General features: G+C 44.1%; 9 protein-coding genes. 6 read left to right on the top strand and 3 right to left on the bottom strand.

The genetic code is table 11. The annotated features are described in order from the left end of the window. The first annotated feature begins 18 nt into the window (after positions 1-18). The 5 genes from FAZ15_RS13865 to FAZ15_RS13885 all read left to right on the top strand — a co-directional run bounded on the left by FAZ15_RS13865 (position 19) and on the right by FAZ15_RS13885 (position 11,004). Positions 19-2,181, top strand: a complete 2,163-nt coding sequence (locus FAZ15_RS13865) for a glycoside hydrolase family 95 protein (RefSeq protein WP_136901913.1) — start codon at positions 19-21, stop codon at positions 2,179-2,181. A gap of 30 nt (positions 2,182-2,211) precedes the next feature. After that, entirely contained in the window at positions 2,212-4,548 is a 2,337-nt protein-coding gene (locus FAZ15_RS13870; RefSeq protein ID WP_136901914.1) for a glycoside hydrolase family 95 protein, read from the top strand. Next, complete coding sequence (locus FAZ15_RS13875) at positions 4,545-6,566, top strand: alpha-amylase family protein (protein ID WP_136901915.1); 2,022 nt, start codon at positions 4,545-4,547, stop codon at positions 6,564-6,566. The genes FAZ15_RS13870 and FAZ15_RS13875 overlap by 4 nt, the downstream gene beginning before the upstream one ends. Positions 6,567-6,594: 28 nt before the next feature. Beyond that, positions 6,595-8,796, top strand: a complete 2,202-nt coding sequence (locus tag FAZ15_RS13880; protein ID WP_136901916.1) for an alpha-galactosidase — start codon at positions 6,595-6,597, stop codon at positions 8,794-8,796. 246 nt (positions 8,797-9,042) lie between these two features. Next, on the top strand, positions 9,043-11,004 hold the full coding sequence (locus FAZ15_RS13885; protein ID WP_136901917.1) for a sialate O-acetylesterase: 1,962 nt from the start codon (positions 9,043-9,045) through the stop codon (positions 11,002-11,004). 23 nt (positions 11,005-11,027) lie between these two features. Here FAZ15_RS13885 and FAZ15_RS13890 read toward each other — a convergent pair whose 3' ends face one another. Then, on the bottom strand, positions 11,028-13,034 hold the full coding sequence (locus FAZ15_RS13890) for a tetratricopeptide repeat-containing sensor histidine kinase (protein WP_136901918.1): 2,007 nt from the start codon (positions 13,032-13,034) through the stop codon (positions 11,028-11,030). A gap of 265 nt (positions 13,035-13,299) precedes the next feature. Here FAZ15_RS13890 and FAZ15_RS13895 point away from each other — a divergent pair, with 265 nt between their 5' ends. Further along, positions 13,300-14,073, top strand: a complete 774-nt coding sequence (locus FAZ15_RS13895) for a LytR/AlgR family response regulator transcription factor (protein WP_238387257.1) — start codon at positions 13,300-13,302, stop codon at positions 14,071-14,073. Between the two features lie 87 nt (positions 14,074-14,160). On the opposite strand, the gene FAZ15_RS13900 is transcribed toward FAZ15_RS13895, so the two are convergent. Both FAZ15_RS13900 and FAZ15_RS13905 read right to left on the bottom strand, forming a co-directional pair. Next, entirely contained in the window at positions 14,161-15,534 is a 1,374-nt protein-coding gene (locus FAZ15_RS13900) for a RagB/SusD family nutrient uptake outer membrane protein (RefSeq protein ID WP_136901919.1), read from the bottom strand. 18 nt (positions 15,535-15,552) lie between these two features. Then, complete coding sequence (locus tag FAZ15_RS13905) at positions 15,553-19,110, bottom strand: SusC/RagA family TonB-linked outer membrane protein (protein ID WP_238387258.1); 3,558 nt, start codon at positions 19,108-19,110, stop codon at positions 15,553-15,555. Positions 19,111-19,521: the final 411 nt, after the last annotated feature.

Raw genomic sequence — 19,521 nt, forward strand, 5'->3', positions numbered from 1 at the left:
TATCTCAATATCATGAAAATGAAAAACATAATTATTCTTTTTAGTTGCTTTTGGAATTCGCTTGTATTTGCGCAACCGTTTAATGAGTTAACCCTTTGGGATGACAAACCTGCCCAAGAATGGATGACCCAATACTATCCCATTGGGAATGGTAGGCTGGGTGCGATGTTGTCGGGTGGGGTGACTCAAGACCATATTCAATTTAATGAAAATTCATTATGGACAGGCGATGAGCAGGAAACGGGGGCTTATCAGGCTTTCGGTGATGTTTTTATAGATTTTGAGAATCAATCTGCTAAGGTACAGGAGTATAGCCGATCCTTGAACCTTCAGGAGGCAAGCCACAATGTAACGTATAAGTCGGACGGCCGGATCTTTCAGCGCCGTGGTTTTGCAAATCACCCCGATAATGTGTTGGTTTTTACCTACAATTCCAAAATGAAGGGCGCGTATTCCGGACTGATCCGATTAACCGATGCGCACGGTACTGCAATTTCGGGCGATCCCGATGCTTTGCACTTTGGTGGGAAATTGGAAAATAATCTCCGCTACGGTGCGACACTAAAGATAAAACATGTTGGCGGAACAGTCACGCTTAAAAAAGATAAAAATAAGACCGTTGGCCTGGAGTTTAAAAATGTGGATTCGTTCACCCTCTATATTGTTGCATCTACTGATTATAGTCCGTTAAGAAGCAACAGGTGGAGAGCGGGTGACCCGGTTGCCAAGAACCAACAGGTGCTCGATAACATCGATACGAAATCGGATGCCGCTCTTTTTAAATCACACATAGCCGATTACCAATCGCTTTTTAACCGCTTTAGCTTATCCATTGGCAAAGCGAATCGAGGAAACGATCTGAAAACAACCAGACAGCGCATTATAGATTATAAAAAGGTGGTAACTCCAAGCTTGGAAGCTTTGATGGTCCAGTATGGTCGATACCTGCTGATTAGTTCTTCCCGAAAGGGCGGACTACCGGCTAATCTCCAAGGATTATGGAACAACAGCAATACACCGCCATGGCGTTCGGATTACCACTCGAATATTAATGTTCAGATGAATTATTGGCCCGCCGAGGTCAGCAATCTTGCCGAATGCCACGTGCCCTATCTGGATTACATCCATTCGATGCGCGAAGTGAAGAAGCAAAATACGCAAATGCAATTTCCGGGTGTAAGGGGCTGGACTGTACGTACCGAGAATAATATTTTTGGAGGCGAGAGTTTCAGTTGGAATACACCGGGCAGTGCATGGTATGCACAGGCCCTTTGGGAACATTACGCGTTCAATCAGAATAAGGACTATCTTAAAAATTTTGCTTATCCCATCCTAAAAGAAATCTGTGAATTCTGGGACGACCACCTCAAACGTCGTGACGACGGTACGGTAGTCGCTCCAAACGGTTGGTCGCCAGAGCACGGCCCTACGGAAGACGGTGTGAGCCATGATCAGCAAATTATCTATGACCTCTTTACAAATTATGTAGAGGCCTGCGATTCCCTACAGATCGACCCCGATTACCGCAATCATATTGCAACATTAAAGGGTCAGCTCCTAAAGCCTAAAATTGGTAAATGGGGGCAATTGCAGGAGTGGGAGACAGATCGGGATGACCCCGAAGATAAGCACCGGCATGTATCGCATCTTTTTGCCTTGCATCCCGGAAGACAGATTTCGGTTAATAATACACCCGAACTGGCAGAAGCGGCCCGCGTAAGTCTTACGGCAAGGGGCGATGAATCAACGGGCTGGTCTATGGCCTGGAAAATGAACTTCTGGGCTCGGCTTCAAGATGGTAACCATGCGTATACCATCCTGCGCAATTTCATTACGTTGGTCGGTGGTGAGGGAGTTGATTATGATGAAGGAGGTGGCATATATGAAAATTTGCTTTGTGCGCATCCGCCTTTCCAGATAGATGGCAACCTAGGATATGTAGCCGGTGTTGTTGAAATGCTTGTTCAGAGTCAGGAGGGATTTATCGATCTGCTTCCTGCAGTTCCAGATCAATGGAAAGCCGAGGGGCAGGTGTCCGGTCTTCGTGCCCGTGGCGATATCAACGTGGATATGAAATGGAAAGATGGAAAAGTGGTGTCTTATAAATTGACCTCTCCTGTAAAGAAGAACGTAAAGATAAAAGTAAACGGTGATTTTAAAGATGTCGTCGTTCAGCGTTAATAGTCTTTTTTATACTCGAAACAATCAGATATGAACTGTAATTTTTTTAGACATCTTCTATCCGCGACTTTTTGTGTACTAGCCTTACCGCTTACTGCCCAGCAGAACTTAAAATTGTGGTATCATGAGCCAGCAAACAATTGGGAGGAAACATTGCCGTTAGGAAACGGACGATTGGGAATGACTCCCGATGGCAATGCAACACACGAAACAATTGTCCTAAATGATATTACGCTCTGGTCGGGAGCTGTGCAGGATGCGAACAATTATGATGCACACAAAAGTTTGGCAAAAATCAGGCAATTGATACTGGAAGGTAAAAATGATGAAGCGCAGGATTTGGTGAATGCCAATTTTGTGTGTTTGGGGCCAGGATCTGGTGGTGCACAGTGGGGTAAATTTCAGACATTGGGCAGTCTTCACCTCGATCAAAGTTATCCCGATGTTTCTTCGGTAGTGGAAGTAAAGAATTATAAACGGCAACTAGACCTCCGCGAGGCTGTTGCGGTCTCGACCTACACGGTAAACGGTGTTAACTATAAAAAGGAATACTTTTCCAGTTTTGATGATGATGTCAATGTGATCCGGTTAACGGCAGACAAGTCGAATAAAATAAATCTCCATATTGCGCTGCGTAGACCTGAGAAATTCGATGTCAGACTTGATGGTCAGGATTTGGAAATGTACGGACAGCTTGACAATGGTATCGATGGGAAAGGCATGCAATATGGCGCAAGGGTACGCGTTCGGCTGAAAGGTGGTGACTTAAGTACAACAGATACCTCTTTGGTCGTAAAAAATGCTTCGGAGATATTGATCTTTATTGCCGCCGGCACCGATTTTAAAGGAAAGGACTTTAAAACAGAAAACGCTCAGGTACTGGATGCCGCCTGTACTAAACCCTATGCCCTGCAGAAGAAAAACCATATCCAAAACTTTAGCAAGTTATTTGGAAGGGTAAAGCTGGATCTGGGCAAGGGAAAGGAGGTCGAATGGTCTACGCGCCAACGATTGGATAATTACTATCAGGGATATGCCGATGATGTATCGTTACCAGCATTGTTTTTTCAGTTTGGACGATACCTGAGCATCAGCAGTACACGCATAGGTTTATTGCCGCCAAATTTACAGGGGCTTTGGGCAAAGGAGATCAATACCCCATGGAATGGGGATTACCATTTGGATGTGAACGTGCAAATGAATCATTGGCCTTTGGGTGTGGCCAATCTGTCGGAGCTGAATTTGCCCCTGGTCGAACTGGTAAAAGGGCTGGTGGAACCGGGTGAAAAAACGGCTAAGGCATACTATAATGCGCAAGGTTGGATTGCACATGTCATTACCAATGTATGGGGATTTACCGAACCGGGAGAGAGCGCCAGCTGGGGAGCATCCAATGCAGGCTCGGGTTGGTTGTGTAATAATCTGTGGGAACATTATGAATACACACAAGACATCGACTATCTGAAAGATATCTATCCGGTATTGAAAGGATCGGCATTATTTTATAACGACGCGTTGGTCAAAGATCCGAAAACGGGATGGATGGTCACTTCCCCATCTGTATCACCCGAAAACTCTTTTTACCTGCCTAACGGCAATCAGGCTAGTATTTCCATGGGACCAACTATTGATAATCAAATTGTTCGCGAATTATTCGGGAATGTGATTACAGCTTCCAAATTGTTAGGTATCGATGAAGAGTTCAGAAAGATATTGGAGAAAAAATTACCCTTGGTGCCACCGCCGGGAATAGTGAGTGCCGACGGAAGGGTGCAGGAATGGCTGGAGGATTATAAGGAGGTAGATCCGGAGCATAGGCATATTTCACACCTATACGGCGTATATCCTGCAGCGTTAGTTAGTCCACATAAAACACCTGAATTGGCCGAAGCGTCTAAAAAGACCCTTGAAGTGCGAGGAGATGATGGGCCAAGCTGGGCAATTGCATACAAGCAGTTGTTCTGGGCAAGATTGCACGATGGAAACCGCGCGTTCAAGCTCCTTAAAGAAATATTGAAACCAACCTTGCGTACCGATATTAATTATGGTGCAGGCGGTGGTGTATATTACAATATGTTCTCCGCAGGGCCTCCTTTTCAGATCGACGGAAATTTTGGAGCAACAGCAGGGATTGGCGAAATGTTATTGCAAAGTCACGATGGGTTTATTGATTTACTGCCTGCTTTACCTGATGCCTGGAAAACTTACGGAAATATAAAAGGATTAAAAGCCAAGGGAAATGTAACGGTAGATCTGAAATGGAAGAACGGAAAGGTGGTGCGTTATAAACTTCGTTCTCCGGATGCCAGAACCGTAACGGTGAAGGTGAATGGGGAATTAAAGAACATAAAAACAAGCAAAATATGATGAAAAAATACGTGTGGTCTGCATTCCTAATCTGTATAATAGGATTCAATACCGTTTATGCAGTTGATATTCCCTTCGGTAAAGATGGAAAGATCATATACGATATGAAAGCCGGTACATTTGATATATTATCCAATGGAAAAGTGTGGCTAAAGACCGGATTCTCGACGGCCAAGAATGGTGATGCCGTTTTGAACGCGAAACAATACATCCAGAGAAAGTATACGACAGCATCATTTAAAGATGGTTATGGTGTCGGGAAGAAACATATTGTTACGTCTCGCCAAAAAGGTCTGCCAGATTTTAAACAGGTATTTTATACCTACTCCGGCAAGGACTATGTGGTGCTGGAAGTGGAGATATATGATAAGACGAAGAAGCTAGTATCTAACGGTTTTGTACCGTTGGAAGGTACACTTGTCGTGGATGGGGCGGATCAATTGAGATCTCTTTTTTCACCATTCGACAACGATACGTTCATCAGTTATGACAGTAAATCTTTAAAAGAAACAGATGAGGTATACAGCGCTGAAGTAGGCGTTTTGTATAATGAACAAAGCCGCTTCGGCTATATCGTGGCGTCTATTGAACAGGGGATCTGGAAAACAGGTGTCCATACACTGAAAAATCAGGATCAATCGGTAGCAGTTCAGGCCATCGTCGGCTTTACGGCAAAAGATATTACCCGGGACGATATGCCACATGGTTCGCTCGAGGGGCATAGCATTCAATCCGCAAAGGTGATGATCGGTCGATTTTCCGACTGGCGCGGAGGAATGGATACCTACGCAACACATGCTAAAGCACGACAAAAAAGAGTGGTACATGAATGGAAAGAACCGACACCCGTGGCTTGGAACAGTTGGGGCGCCATGCAACAGGATATCAGTTACGACAGACTCGTCAAGGTAACAGATTTTTTTGCCAATGATATCCAACCGCTTGAGTCGGGTCAGTCGATCTATATTGACCTGGATTCCTATTGGGACAAGCTATTAAAAGGTGGTCTAGAAGGTGATTATTCCGAACTCAGGAAGTTTGCCGACTATGTAAAATCCAAAGGCTTAAAACCTGGAGCATATTGGGCACCATTTGTGGACTGGGGCTTTGGTGGGGGGGCAAACCGTCGCGTGGAAGGAACGAACTACACCTACGGTGATATCTGGACGAAAGTACAAAACGGGTATCACGACCTAGACGGTACACGAGCCTTAGATCCTACGCATCCGGGAACACAGCAGCGCCTTGCTTTGGTAATCGGTAAACTCAAAGAATGCGGTTTTGAAATGATCAAGATTGATTTCTTGGGGCACGCCGCTATTGAGGCCACACAGTTTGCCGATCCGGCAATAAAGACGGGCATGCAAGCCTATCATCTGGGAATGGAATACCTTGTTAAGCAATTGGATGGTCAGATGTTGATCTATGCTGCGATTTCACCCAATATAGCTACAGCACCTTATGTACATATGCGCCGTATTGCCTGTGATGCGTTCAGTTCTATAAAAGACACCCGATACACGCTCAATTCACTCACCTATGGCTGGTGGCAAACGCATCTGTATGATTATATGGATGGGGATCACGTCGTGTTTAAGGGGGCCACTGATACAGAGAATACCGCCCGCATCTTCTCCTCTGTCATAACGGGGAGCGTCGTGTTGGGAGATGACTTTTCACAAGCTGGAACATGGCATAACAAGACACAAAAACTGTTTGCTAATCAAGATATTTGGCCCGTAATCGCCGACGGAAAATCGTTTGTACCCGTTGAAACAGATCAGTATGCCGCTCGGATTTTTATTAAACATGATGTCGGACATACATATATCGCGTTATTTAACTACGATGAACAGGCGCAAAGCGTGGTGTTGTCCAATGAAAAACTCGGTTTGGAAAAGGACGCAATGTATAAATTGATTAACCTTGAGGATGAAAGTATCGTATACTTTTCTCCAGATAAGCCCGTTCGTCTTGACGCTAAGCAAGCAAAACTTTTTAAAGCACAGAAAATCTAAACTGAATCCGTAACTATCAAATTATACTATGCAATCCGTTCTACAGAAAATTATTACCATAATTACATCGCTCTTCTTTGTTGTAAGCAGTACCTCGTTATATGCGCAAGCGTTGAGTATTCCCATCGAAACCCAATCCAACGCGTTGGTGCTATACAATGATTCCTCCAATAATCTTACCGTTACTTATTTCGGTAAGAAATTATCCAATAAGAATGAATATCTCTTGGTGCCCTCTTCTTATAAACAAACTGAAGATTATACAGGATTATCCAATTCAGTATATACACCCTCCGGGTCGAAGAATATCTTGGAACCTGCCATTAGTGTTGTCCATGCAGACGGAAATAAATCATTAGATCTCCGGTATGTTAGGCATAAGTTCGATCAGGTAGACAATAATGTTTCAGTACTGGAAGTAGAGTTGAAAGATCCGGTGTATGATCTTACCGTCAAGTTATTCTACAAATCCTTTTTTAAGGAAGATGTGATCGAGCAGTGGTCTACAATCGAACACCATGAAAAAGGAACTGTACTCCTTCAGAAATTTGCTTCCGCAAACCTAAGCCTGAAATCGAGTAACTATTGGTTACGGCAATACCATGGGGATTGGGCCAAAGAAATGCAGCCAGAAGATTCCAAAATCACACACGGTATCAAGACCATTGACAGTAAGCTGGGAACACGTGCGAACCTGTTTCAACCCTCTTCTTTTATGGTTTCACTGGATAAACCCGCCTTAGAAGACGATGGAACGGTATTGTTTGGTACATTGGAATATAGCGGTAATTTTAAAATTGATCTGGAGCTGGACTACCTGAATAACCTGCGTATCATAGCCGGTATCAACAACTATGCGTCAAATTATAGCTTACAGGCTAACGAGAAATTTACTACACCCAAATTTATCTATACCCTTTCCACTACCGGTAAAGGGAAGGCTTCGCGCAGTATGCACAACTGGGCTAGAAAATATAAATTATTGGATGGGCAGGGCGAGCGGTTGACACTACTCAACAACTGGGAAGCAACTTATTTTGATTTTAATGAGCAGAAGTTAAAGGAACTGCTTAAAGATACCAAGAAACTGGGGGTGGACCTGTTCTTGTTGGATGACGGTTGGTTTGCCAATAAATATGCGCGTAATGATGACCATACCGGGCTTGGTGATTGGCAGGTGAACAAAACCAAATTGCCTAATGGGATTGCTTCGCTGGTAAAAGAGGCCTCTAATAATGGCGTGAAGTTCGGTATCTGGGTGGAACCCGAAATGGTAAGTCCAAAATCGGAACTTTATGAAAAACATCCAGATTGGGTGATCAAACAACCTAAACGGGAGGAGCACTATTTTAGAAATCAATTGGTATTGGATCTTTCCAATCCTGCAGTTCAGAACTTCGTATTTGATGTCCTCGATGACCTCTTTACCAAAAATCCGGAACTCGCCTATATCAAATGGGATTGCAACGCCGTTATTTACAATGCCTATTCTTCCCATTTGGAGAATCAGGAGCACTTCTATATAGACTACATGAAGGGGTTGTACACGGTATTGGAACGGATCCGAGCTAAATATCCTAAAGTACCGATGATGCTTTGCTCCGGAGGTGGAGGTCGTGTTGACTATGCTGCCTTACAGTATTTTACCGAGTTTTGGCCATCAGACAATACGGATCCGATGGAACGCATCTTTATGCAGTACGAATATTCGTACTTCTTTCCTTCCATCAGCACATCGAATCACGTGACCGACTGGGGCAAGCAACCTATCAAGTTCCGAACAGATGTGGCGATGATGGGTAAATTGGGTTTCGATATCGTGGTAAGCCATCTGGATGAAAAAGACCTTAAATTCTGTCAGGATGCGGTTGTCACCTATAATCAAGTGAAGGATATAATTTGGCACGGTGATCAATATCGTTTGGCAGATCCCAGAGAGGGGAACTTTGCCGCTATTCAGTATATGGATGCGGGCCGGTCTTCTGGTGTTATTTTCAACTATTTGGTAAACAACAGGTACGATCAGGGGAGTCACTTTCCGGTACTTTTGAAGGGGTTGGATGCGAAGCGTAGCTATAAAATTAGAGAAGTGAATGTGTATCCAGAAACGTCTTCTTCTATTGATGCCGAAAAAGTTTACTCTGGAGAGTTCTTAATGGAGGTAGGTTTCAATCCCGATCTTAAAACAGGCCGTAACAGTGTTGTGTTGAAGATAGAGGCGGTGGATTAGTATTGAGTATTAAGACTAGTTTTTAGATTGGCAGCACAGTTTGTGGTAGCGAGCACGTTCTTATTTCGTCAGAACGAGGAATGCGACGCGGTAGTCTTTTTAAGTATTAAGATCGCTACACCTTCGTGCCTTCCGTTCGCGATGACGGGGAGGTTGTACTTACACTTTATTGCGGTTGGTGCTAAAATTAGTATACTTGTATACACCAATTAGAAATTAAAACATCATAATCAGAGAAATAACGAGATGAAAAATTGGATATCGTTTATTGTATCACTTTTAGTGTACAGCACAATGCATGCTGAAGTGGTTTTGCCTTCTATTTTTAGCAATAATATGATCCTACAGCAAAAAAGTAAGGTCAGGATTTGGGGTACTTCTTCTCACCGGGGGGGAGTCACCATAATTACTTCATGGGATAAAAAGAAACATGTTACACCGGTGCAGAGCGATGGAAATTGGTTTGTATATGTGGCTACCCCATCCTTCGGTGGCCCATATGACATACGGATTGATGACGGACAGCAGCTAACGTTGAAGAACATTTTGATTGGCGAGGTATGGCTGTGTTCGGGCCAATCGAATATGGAAATGCCTTTGGCAGGTTGGGGGCATATAGACAACTTTAAGGAAGAGATTGCAGCCGCAGATTTTCCGAGTATTCGTTTCCTGCAGGTGCAGCAAAAAACCAGTAACCATCCCATACAGGATGCAGCTGTTCAGCATGGCGGATGGGTATCCATATCTCCAGAAACGATAGCCGGGTTTTCGGCAACAGCATATTTTTTTGCACGGGAGCTGTATACAAAAACAGGTATTCCCATCGGATTGATACATACCTCCTGGGGAGGTACAGTCGCAGAGGCGTGGACGAGTGCAGAGACCCTCAAAACAATTCCTGATTTTACCTCGGCGCTAGATCGGGTAACGAGTGCTAGTGCACAAGAAACATATGAAAAAGAGTTGGATCTTTGGAATCAAATAGCGGATCAAAATGATGAAGGGCGGAAAAGTGGGAAGGTGGAATGGCTTTCCCGTGAAACGGATGATAGCGATTGGTCTTCGATGCAACTACCCACACTATGGGATACCGATATCTTACCAAGCTTTGATGGTGTGGTATATTTTCGGAAAAAGATTCAGCTTCCGGCACATTGGCTAGGGAAAAAGCTCTCCCTTCAATTAGGTACGATTGATGATAACGATATCACGTATTGGAATGGGCAGCAGGTCGGTGCTACGCAAGGCTACAATCAAAATAGACGTTATGAAATACCAGGTTCGTTGGTACAGTCTGAAGATGTGACCATTGCTATACGTGTCTTCGATGGAGGTGGCGGTGGAGGAATATATGGAGAAGCCACACAGTTGAATCTGATCGGGCCAAATAATGAACATATAGCACTGGCATCCGACTGGAAATATAAGGTAGGATTGGATCTGTCGAAATTGCCACCGATGCCGTCGTCAAATGAAGGGCCCAATCGTCCTACCGTGTTGTACAATGCCATGATCCATCCATTTGTGCAATTTAAAATACGTGGTGCCATATGGTATCAAGGAGAGAGCAATGCAGACCGCGCCTATCAATACCGTACATTGTTTCCGGCTTTGATTCAGGATTGGCGAACACATTGGAACCAAGGCGATTTCCCGTTTTACTATGTACAGTTGGCTAACTTCATGCGGAAAGAAAGTCAACCAACTGCTTCCGCATGGGCCGAACTTCGGGATGCACAGAAGGATGCGTTACAGTTGCCGAATACAGGTATGGCGGTTATAGCGGATGTTGGAGATGCAGACGATATACACCCGAAAAATAAACAGGACGTCGGAAAACGATTGGCGCGTATTGCCTTAAAAAATACGTATAAACAAAAGGTGCTGTTCTCCGGACCACGGTTACGCGCTTATACGGTAAAAGGATCGGAGATTCATTTGAAATTTGACCCGATGGGAAAGCGGTTGGTCAATCAGACCGGAGGCACAGTTTTAAAGGGGTTTACCATTGCAGGCGACGATCAGTTGTTTTATGCGGCCGAAGCTATTCTTCAGGGAAATACGGTGATCGTAAAGTCTCCTCATGTAGCGAAGCCTCTAGCGGTACGTTACGGTTGGGCAAACAATCCGGATCTCTCCTTGTACAATGAGGAATTACCAGCATCTCCTTTTAAAACGGACAACTGGAAAGATAGCACAGCGCGATAAGGGAGACGGATCTTTAGTCGATTTTAATCTGCATATATTTTCGGGAACCAGATCTGGGATATGGTTCCCTTTCCTTCTTTAACGTCCTTTTCTTTTACCTCTAAGCTTGATTTTATCGCATCAAAATTTCGGTTTAGAATTTCGAGTCGTTCCTTGATCGATTCCAGTCCGATGGATTTTTCTTTATACTCCGATGGTTTTGTATGCTTTTTTGCCTGCTGAAGTCCGATACCGTTATCGATTACGATCAGTTTGACGTAGATTTCATCCTGTACTAACTTCACATGAAGCTGCTTTTCTGCTGCGGTAGAATGGCGAAGTCCATGATGGATCGCATTTTCGACGAGAGGTTGCGCCAGCATGGGCGGAATCATCAGTTTCTCCATATCAATTGTTTCGTCTACCTCAAAGTGATAGGTAAACTGATTATTGAAGCGGATGGCCTCCAATTCGGTATACAGTTGAAGCGCTTTCCACTCCCGGGCAATCTTTACCATGCTCTGCGTAGAATTTTCCAGAACGAGCCGGTTTAGCATGGCAAACTTTTGGATCAACCTGCTTGCTGTTTTTGGTTCGTTCTCTAAAATATATGATTCAATGTTATTCAATACATTGAAAATAAAATGCGGATTCATTTGCGAACGGATGGCTTTTAATTCGCTTTCTGTAATTTTGTTTTGAAACAGGAGTACTTCTTGCGCCTTTTCGGCCTCTTTTTTTACAATGTCATTTTTTAAACTAAGCTGATTTAATCTGTACCGATTTAGAAAATACATGAAAACGGCAATCAAGGTAATGCTGATAATGATTCCGTATAGCCAAAACGATTTCATCTTTAGATTCGCAAGAGCGATCTGCTTGTCACGTAAAGCAATCTCACGTTCGCTTTGAATATTACTGATTTTATTCTTTATTTCCTGGGAGTATAGCGAGTCGTTAGATTCATGAAATTCCCTGAAGTTAAAGTAAGCATTTTTAAAATCTCCCTGTTGTTCCTGCACTTCGGCGAGCGTACCGGTGAAATAGCTTTCAAATTCTTTATTTTTTGTTGATTTAGCGAGTTCAATAGCCTCCTGAATAAAGCTCTCTGCGTAGCGAAGATTTGTATCTCTAGCGCCATTCAGCTTGTTCGTCGCACCAGCCAAGTAGAGATTGAGGTACGTATAGCCTAGGTTTCCCAGATTAACCATTGCATTGAAATGCGTCGGATTGACCTCGTCCCATATTTTTTTTGATTTTAATTGTAAGGTGATGATTTTTTGGTAGTCAGGCTCATAAAGGATGGCAATCTGGGAATATAAGATCGCAACTCCAGTTTTATTGTTTTCCTTTTCATAAAGACGCAGGGCCTTATACAGGTATTTTTCCGCTTCAGGGATATTGCCTTCACTTTGGTAATTCAACCCTATACCGTTTAAAGTTTGTGCGACCTTTGCCCAATCTTTTTTCTGCTCGTAGATTTTCAGTGCTTTTAACGTATAGGCATTTGATTTTTTCAGGTCATTTTGTCTGCTCGCAATGATACCCAGATTCAGAAAACCTAGCGCTATCAGCTCTTTATCATTGATCTCCTCGGCAATTTGCAGCGAGCGGGAGTAAAACTCCATAGCCTCTACCTCCTCTGTCTTTTGTGCATGCACTGTTCCAATATTATTGAGTATTTGCGCAATCAGCTTCTTGTCATTGATCTTAGTTGCGATTTTCAGCGCGTTGTTATAGTGTTCAGTGGCCTCTTCATGTTTGCCGCTTTCGTTAAAGATCTCTCCACGGGTGAGAAGAGTATGGCTTAGGCCTTTGTCCCAGTTTATCTTTTCAGCCAGTTTGATCGCCTCATCGAGGTAATTGGCGGCTTTGTTAAGGTCGTGTGTTTTGTAATACAAGCCAGCCTTCTGCAGGAGCTTTACTTTCGTACTGTCTGCTTTTGCCGTTTGGAGTTTAAGAACGACCGAATCGATATCCGTTTGCCCAAAAGCAGGTGTCGACGATAAAGCGCATATCATAAAGAAAAAGAAGTAGAAGTATTTATTCATGTCGCATGGAGGTGTAAACCATTAATTACGATATCAAAGGAACAATAAATTTTGTAAAAACTGATCATAAACCAATAAGTGAAATTGGCATTTCACGCAATAAAAAAGTGCATTGGCTCAATTTGTAAAAAAGGAACGTGAAAAAGCGGCTTATTTGTGGGTTAGGAGTTAGGAATCAGGAGCTAGGGGATGGTGATTGGTGCGACGTCACTGCCTATTTTACGACTTCATATTTTTACAATAAAACAAAAATAATAATAGATAAATGTTGAAAAAAGACGAAATTAGTGAGAACCAATACATTACGGATATGTTAAAAGCTGTTATTTTAGATGATGAACTGCGCGGCAGTAGACTTTTGCAGCACAAGTTGCAGGCGTTTGATCAGCAGTTACACGTGGAAGCTGTTTTTAATGATCCTTTGCTTGCCTTGTCGGGAATCGCGCGGTTAAAACCGGATGTGCTTTTTCTAGATGTCGAAATGCCCATCCTCAATGGATTTCAATTTTTGGAAAAATTAGGAGCCTTTGATTTTGAAGTGATATTTGTTACGGCTTTTAACGCCTACACTGTAGATGCACTGCGAATCAATGCACTGGATTACCTGCTTAAGCCGGTGGATGATGACGAGCTGAAGTGCGCTATTGATCGTTTGCAGGAAAAACTGGCAAAGAAAAAGATATTTATGGCTGATTTCCCAGAGCCTTTGTCAGGGAGTAGACGTATTGCACTGCCTACAGCCGAAGGTGTATATCTCGTAAAAAAAACAGATATCATGCGGGTAGAGGCTATGAGCAATTACAGTACATTTTGTTTGGCGGAGGGAAAGAAAATCGTTGTTTCTAAAACCTTGAAAGAATTTGAGCAGTTGCTAACAGATGCTTTTTTTATCCGCATCAGCCGTTCGGTAATTGCCAACCTCGATTATGTGGCTAAATATAGGAAGGGCGATGGTGGTACATTGGAATTTGTGGACGGTGCGGAAGTTGAGGTCACGGCCTCTCGAAAAGAAGCACTATTGAAAAGTCTGTTGTTATGATCGTGGAAGAATGTAAAAATTAGGGTCATAATTGATAAATGAAGAAATCCTGGAGCTCCCCGCTCCAGGATTTCTTCATTTATAAAATTAATTATATCCCTCGTTCTGGCTCCAACCCGGATTTAAAGCCCGCTGACTTTCTGGGATGGGATATATAAAATAATTTTCATCGTCCAGTGATTCAAATTTATCCAGTGCCAACCCGGTGCGGCAAAAGTCAAACCAGGTCTCTCCCTCAAATAAGAGCTCCCGTTGCTTTTCCTCCTGTATGGCGCGAATATACATATCGAGATCCGTGTAGATCGCTATGGGTTTCACAACCTCAGCACGTTCCTGTACCTTCTCCAGCGATGCGTATGAAGATGCACTCACTGCATTATCCACCCGAGCTTGGGCCTCGGCGTGGATCAGGTAGATTTCGGCCAATCGAATTACCAGCAGATTTTGGGTGGCAGGAGCATTGTTCGGAAATTTTCCCATATAATACCGATCTCTTGATCCGAATTTAAGCGTTACATCCCGACGTTTGTCTGTTTCCTCGAATAGCTCGTAAGGAGCCGAACCTTTGACGTAAAATAACATACTGGCATTGTCATTGCCTACTGCAGCCAGGGGATTCGTTGCCTGTTCATCAAATTGCAGTTCAAAGATCGATTCAGCCGTGTTTTCTGCCGACCAGATGCTTCCATAGTCTTGCACTAAAGCTAACCTTGGATCATCAATCACTTCCTTAGCAAGTTCCGCAGCTTGACCATAGTCGTTCGTATATGCCGCTTGGTATAAATACACTTTCGCAAGCAAGGCTTTTACAGCAAGATGGGAAGCTCTGCCCTTTTGGAAGGCTGCGTCACCTTGATTACCATCTTCGAGCAAAGACATCGCGTCCGTCAGGTCTTCCACGATCTGTACATAGATTTCTTCCGGATTAGATAGCGGCGTAGCGAGGTCGTCTTCCTCATCGGTTGGCATTAGTTGAAGGGGCACATTACCAAAGGCACGTACGAGGAAAAAGTATTCCAGTGCCCGTATAAATTTAGCTTCCCCAACGAAGCCATTTTTAGCCTCGTCCGAAATCAAGGCATCATCCATTTCAGGAACGCGTGCGATAATATTATTGGCCGCATTGATGGTAGCATATGCACTCTGCCAAATATTGTTTGTCCATGGATTAGTATTCTGTACGCCGTGCGCCGCGAATTGCTCATATTCTGGAAAAGCAGAAGCGTGTGCGACATGCTGTGCCGAAAACTCGGGAACGATGATCATCGATTGCCCGTATCCAAATGAGCTGAGCATAGTGCGATACATGCCGATAACGGCAGAGTTTGCATTCTTTTCCGAATTAAAATAGTTGTCTTTTGTAATCTGGCTGATAGGCTCTCGATCCAGAAACTTATCGCAAGAGGTAAAAACCCAAGCGAGTGCCGTGGCCAATAGTAGTATATATGTCTTTTTGTTCATTGTTAATGCTGTAAGTTGTTAGAAAGTAAGATTAATACCCGTTGTGAAGATGCGTGGTTGTGGATAACTTCCGTAATCATAGCCATAGATAAGGCCGGTGTTGGCACCTCCGTGGCTAGAGCTCACTTCTGGGTCATAGCCGCGGTAGTTGGTAAAGACAAAAGCATTCTGCACCGTGAAGTACCAACGAAGCCGTTGCACGCGCATCTTTTCGGTTACCGAAGTAGGCAAGGTATACCCTACCGTGATATTCCGCAGGCGGAAGAACGAGCCGTCCTGCACAAAACGATCAGAAATAGCCGCGTTATCCAATAGACCCGGTGTTGGGCGTGGCACATCCGTAATGTCGCCTGGCTGTCTCCAACGGTCTACCCAATCTACAAACCCATTGCTACTCAGGTTCGATCCGCCTAAACCAGTAGCTAAATTGTAATTAAAGAGATCATTACCGTACGTAAATTGCCCCATGATGCTTAGGTCAATATTTTTATATTGAAATGTGTTGGTGATGCCTCCGAAGAAATCCGGGTTCGGATCACCAATGACCATTCGATCCCCATCGTGTTCCGGCGTAGTCGGCTGTCCGTCAGCACCTAGGTAATCGATAATGCCGGTTTCCGGATTTACGCCGATCATCTTCCATCCAAAGAAGGTACCTAATGGTAATCCAACTTCCGCTATATTCAAATCGCCAACTCCTCCGCGGATACGGTCTACCCCATTAGGCAGTGCAGTCACTTTGTTGCGATTAAAAGTCATGTTAAGCGATGTCGTCCATTTGAAGTCGCCTACCAAGTTTCGCGTCGTCAATTCAAACTCGAATCCTTTGTTTTCAATATCTCCCGAGTTCGTGAAGCGGTTGATGTATCCGGAGCTGGTGAGTACCGGTACACCCAATAATAAATCTGATGTATTTTTGACGTAGTAATCGGCCAATAGCGATATACGATTGCCGAATAATCCTACATCAACACCAATGTCGAGCTGCCGCGTGGTTTCCCATTTTAGATTCCGGTCTCCCAGCACATTCGGGATGAAGCCTGGCTGGCCCAGATAGTTATTCCCTCCCGAATACAGTGAATAACTGGCATAGTTACCTATATTTTGGTTACCCGTGATCCCCCAGCTGGCACGAAGCTTCAAGTCGCTGAATATTTTAGACCCCTGTAGGAACGATTCTTCCGAGACACGCCATGCGGCAGCAAAGGAAGGGAAAGTCGCCCAACGGTTCTCTACACCAAAACGGGAAGATCCGTCAGATCTTAGATTGGCCGTAACGATGTATTTACCTAAGTAGTTGTAGTTTACCCGTGCAAATCCAGATGCAATAGCCCATTCTTCCGGAAACGCATTGGCACCGGATATCACACCTCCCGCCGAAATGTGTTCGATATCGTTAGATGGAAAATTTGAGCGCTGCGCATCGACAAATTCCAAACGAGATTCCTGTACCGATACACCAGCAAGTGCATTAACAGTGTGGTCACCCATCACTTTGTCAAATGCGAGGGTCGTCTCGTTGATCCACAGTTGGTCGCGCGTATTCCTTCGGGCGCCGATGCCCCCCTGACTTTCAAAGGAACGCAGACCGGATGGCGGCATAAAGAAGGTTTCATCGATAAAGCTAATGTCCGTTCCAAACGCTGTTTTTAGTTTGAGGGATTCCAGGATGTTATACTCCGCACTCACATTAGCGAGCACACGGAAAGTTTCGGCATTATTGACCGGAAGCTGTAACATCGCGATTGGATTTTCCCGCGTTATGCTCACCAGGTCATGCATATAGTTTCCGTTTGCATCGTATATGGGTAAGTTCGGTGGCATCACATAACCACTCTTCGTAGGCCCTTCCTTCGAGTTTTCTTCCTGTACGCGATCGTTCGTCGCACGCGTAAGATTAACCGAAGTACTGAAACGTAATTTCTCATTCTGTTGATGATCTAGATTAATTCGTCCGCTCAATCTGCTGAAATTAGAGTTCAGCAACACGCCCCCCTGTTTCATGTATCCCACTGAACTATAGTATTGTGTTTTTTCGCTACCACCGCTGGCTGATAATTCATAGCTACGCGTCGGTGCCGTGCGGAAGATTGCGTCCTGCCAATCGGTATTGATATTGGAGTTGGATAAAATCTGTTCAGGGATTGGTCTGTTCCCATTTTCATCGGGCTCGGTGTAGCTGTAGAAGTCACGCATATAATCCTGGTATTGCGCTGTATTCATCATTTTATAGTAGCGACTTTTTGGTACTTCGGAAAAACCTTCGTACATATTGAAGTTAAACTGGTTGATGTCAGCCTGTCCCTTCTTCGTGGTGATCAATACCACACCATTGGCAGCCCGCGCACCGTAGATCGATGACGACGCTGCATCTTTTAGAATTTCGACCGACTGTACATCCGACGGGTTAATAGATGCCAGTATATTAATCCCCTGTGTACCGCCTCCAAAATTGAAGTTGGATCCACCAGTAAAGTTTGTCGTACTGTTTACCGGGATACCATCAACTACATACAACGGATCAGAACTGGCGTTAATAGAGGTTGTACCGCGTACCCGTATACTAAGTCCACCGCCCGGTGACCCCGACTTTTGGGATACCTGCACACCACCCGCTTTTCCTTGAATGGCCTGCGTAATGCTCGGTAATACCTCATTTTCAATCTGGTCAGATCCAATACTCGATACCGCGCTGGCCAGTGTAGCGCGTTGCATCGTGCCATAGCCCACGGCCACAACATCTACCGAAGCAAGTGTTTTGGATTCGTTGGTCAGGATCATATCGATATCCTCTCGATTACCTACCACCTCTTCGATGGATTGGTATCCCACCGAGCTGAAGATTAATGTCGCTGAGGGATCTGCGTTGATGCTATATCTTCCCTGTTCGTCTGTCTGGGTTTGTACAGTACTGTTTTTTACGGATACTGTAGCGCCAACCAGCGGGCCACTTTCGTCGGTTATCACACCGCTGATATTGCCCTGTGCACTTACAGCAGTACTGTCACCAGTTGCACGTACGGTCGCAATCGCAGCAGTACTATCGCGAGTCGTTGTACTGGTGGCTGTACTATCAGCCCCAGTGGTCTTTTTCGCTACTATCGAGCTGTCCGTCTCTTGCTGTGCCGCCCGGGCCGTAGAATCTGCTTTTGCAGCGGCAGCAGCAGCCTTCTGTTCTGGTGTCACCTCTGGTGTGTGTGTTAGTACGACCTGCAATGCAGTTTGATTATTAACCGCCACTTCTTTTGGTGCAAATGGCGATTTTAGAAAAATCAATGTCGCCGTCGGACTGGCATCAATGACAAATTCGCCATTCTCGTTCGATGTCACCGAGTTTGTCGTATTTTTTTCGGTAATCACGACGGTGGGCAGAGGGCTGCCAAGCGAATCGCGAACCACGCCCTTTACCTCGGTAGAATCATCTGCGGCGGGGATAAAGGAGTTACCCACCGTGTTGCTTTTTAAGACATTAATGTGTGTAGTGTTCGTGCTGTTTTCGAACGAGAATACCCCCTGAGAAGAGATAACTGCGCATCCGAGCACAAAAAGAGGCATAGATAAAAACTTGTAATTCATATACGTGTAGCGATTTTGTTTCTTATAAATAAGTATGATGCGATAAAGTGCATGCGTTTTTTAAAAACATTTTGTATAAGTTGACTGTTGAATTCTTTTTGTACTCATTCTTTTGTTTCAAGTTTGTTACAATTGAACCCACCATTTTCAACGCTCTATTTTCCTTTTTGTTTTCTTTGGTCGTGATTTAATTTATTTATATTTATCTTCCAGGGCAGGAACTAATTCATTACAAATGGTTTGTAAATGCGAAGCGATTATTCAAGTTTATGGTGAAAAATTTCCCACTTGAAGTCTATTCTTACTCAATTTTAAGCATGGAGTAGAAATACAATTAATCGGACATTGTAAACAAATTGGACGATAAGCTGTTAAATAAATTCGGGTGTAATCCACAAAATTTAGCATAGT

It is taken from the genome of Sphingobacterium olei (assembly GCF_005048855.1).
Lineage (GTDB): Bacteria > Bacteroidota > Bacteroidia > Sphingobacteriales > Sphingobacteriaceae > Sphingobacterium > Sphingobacterium olei.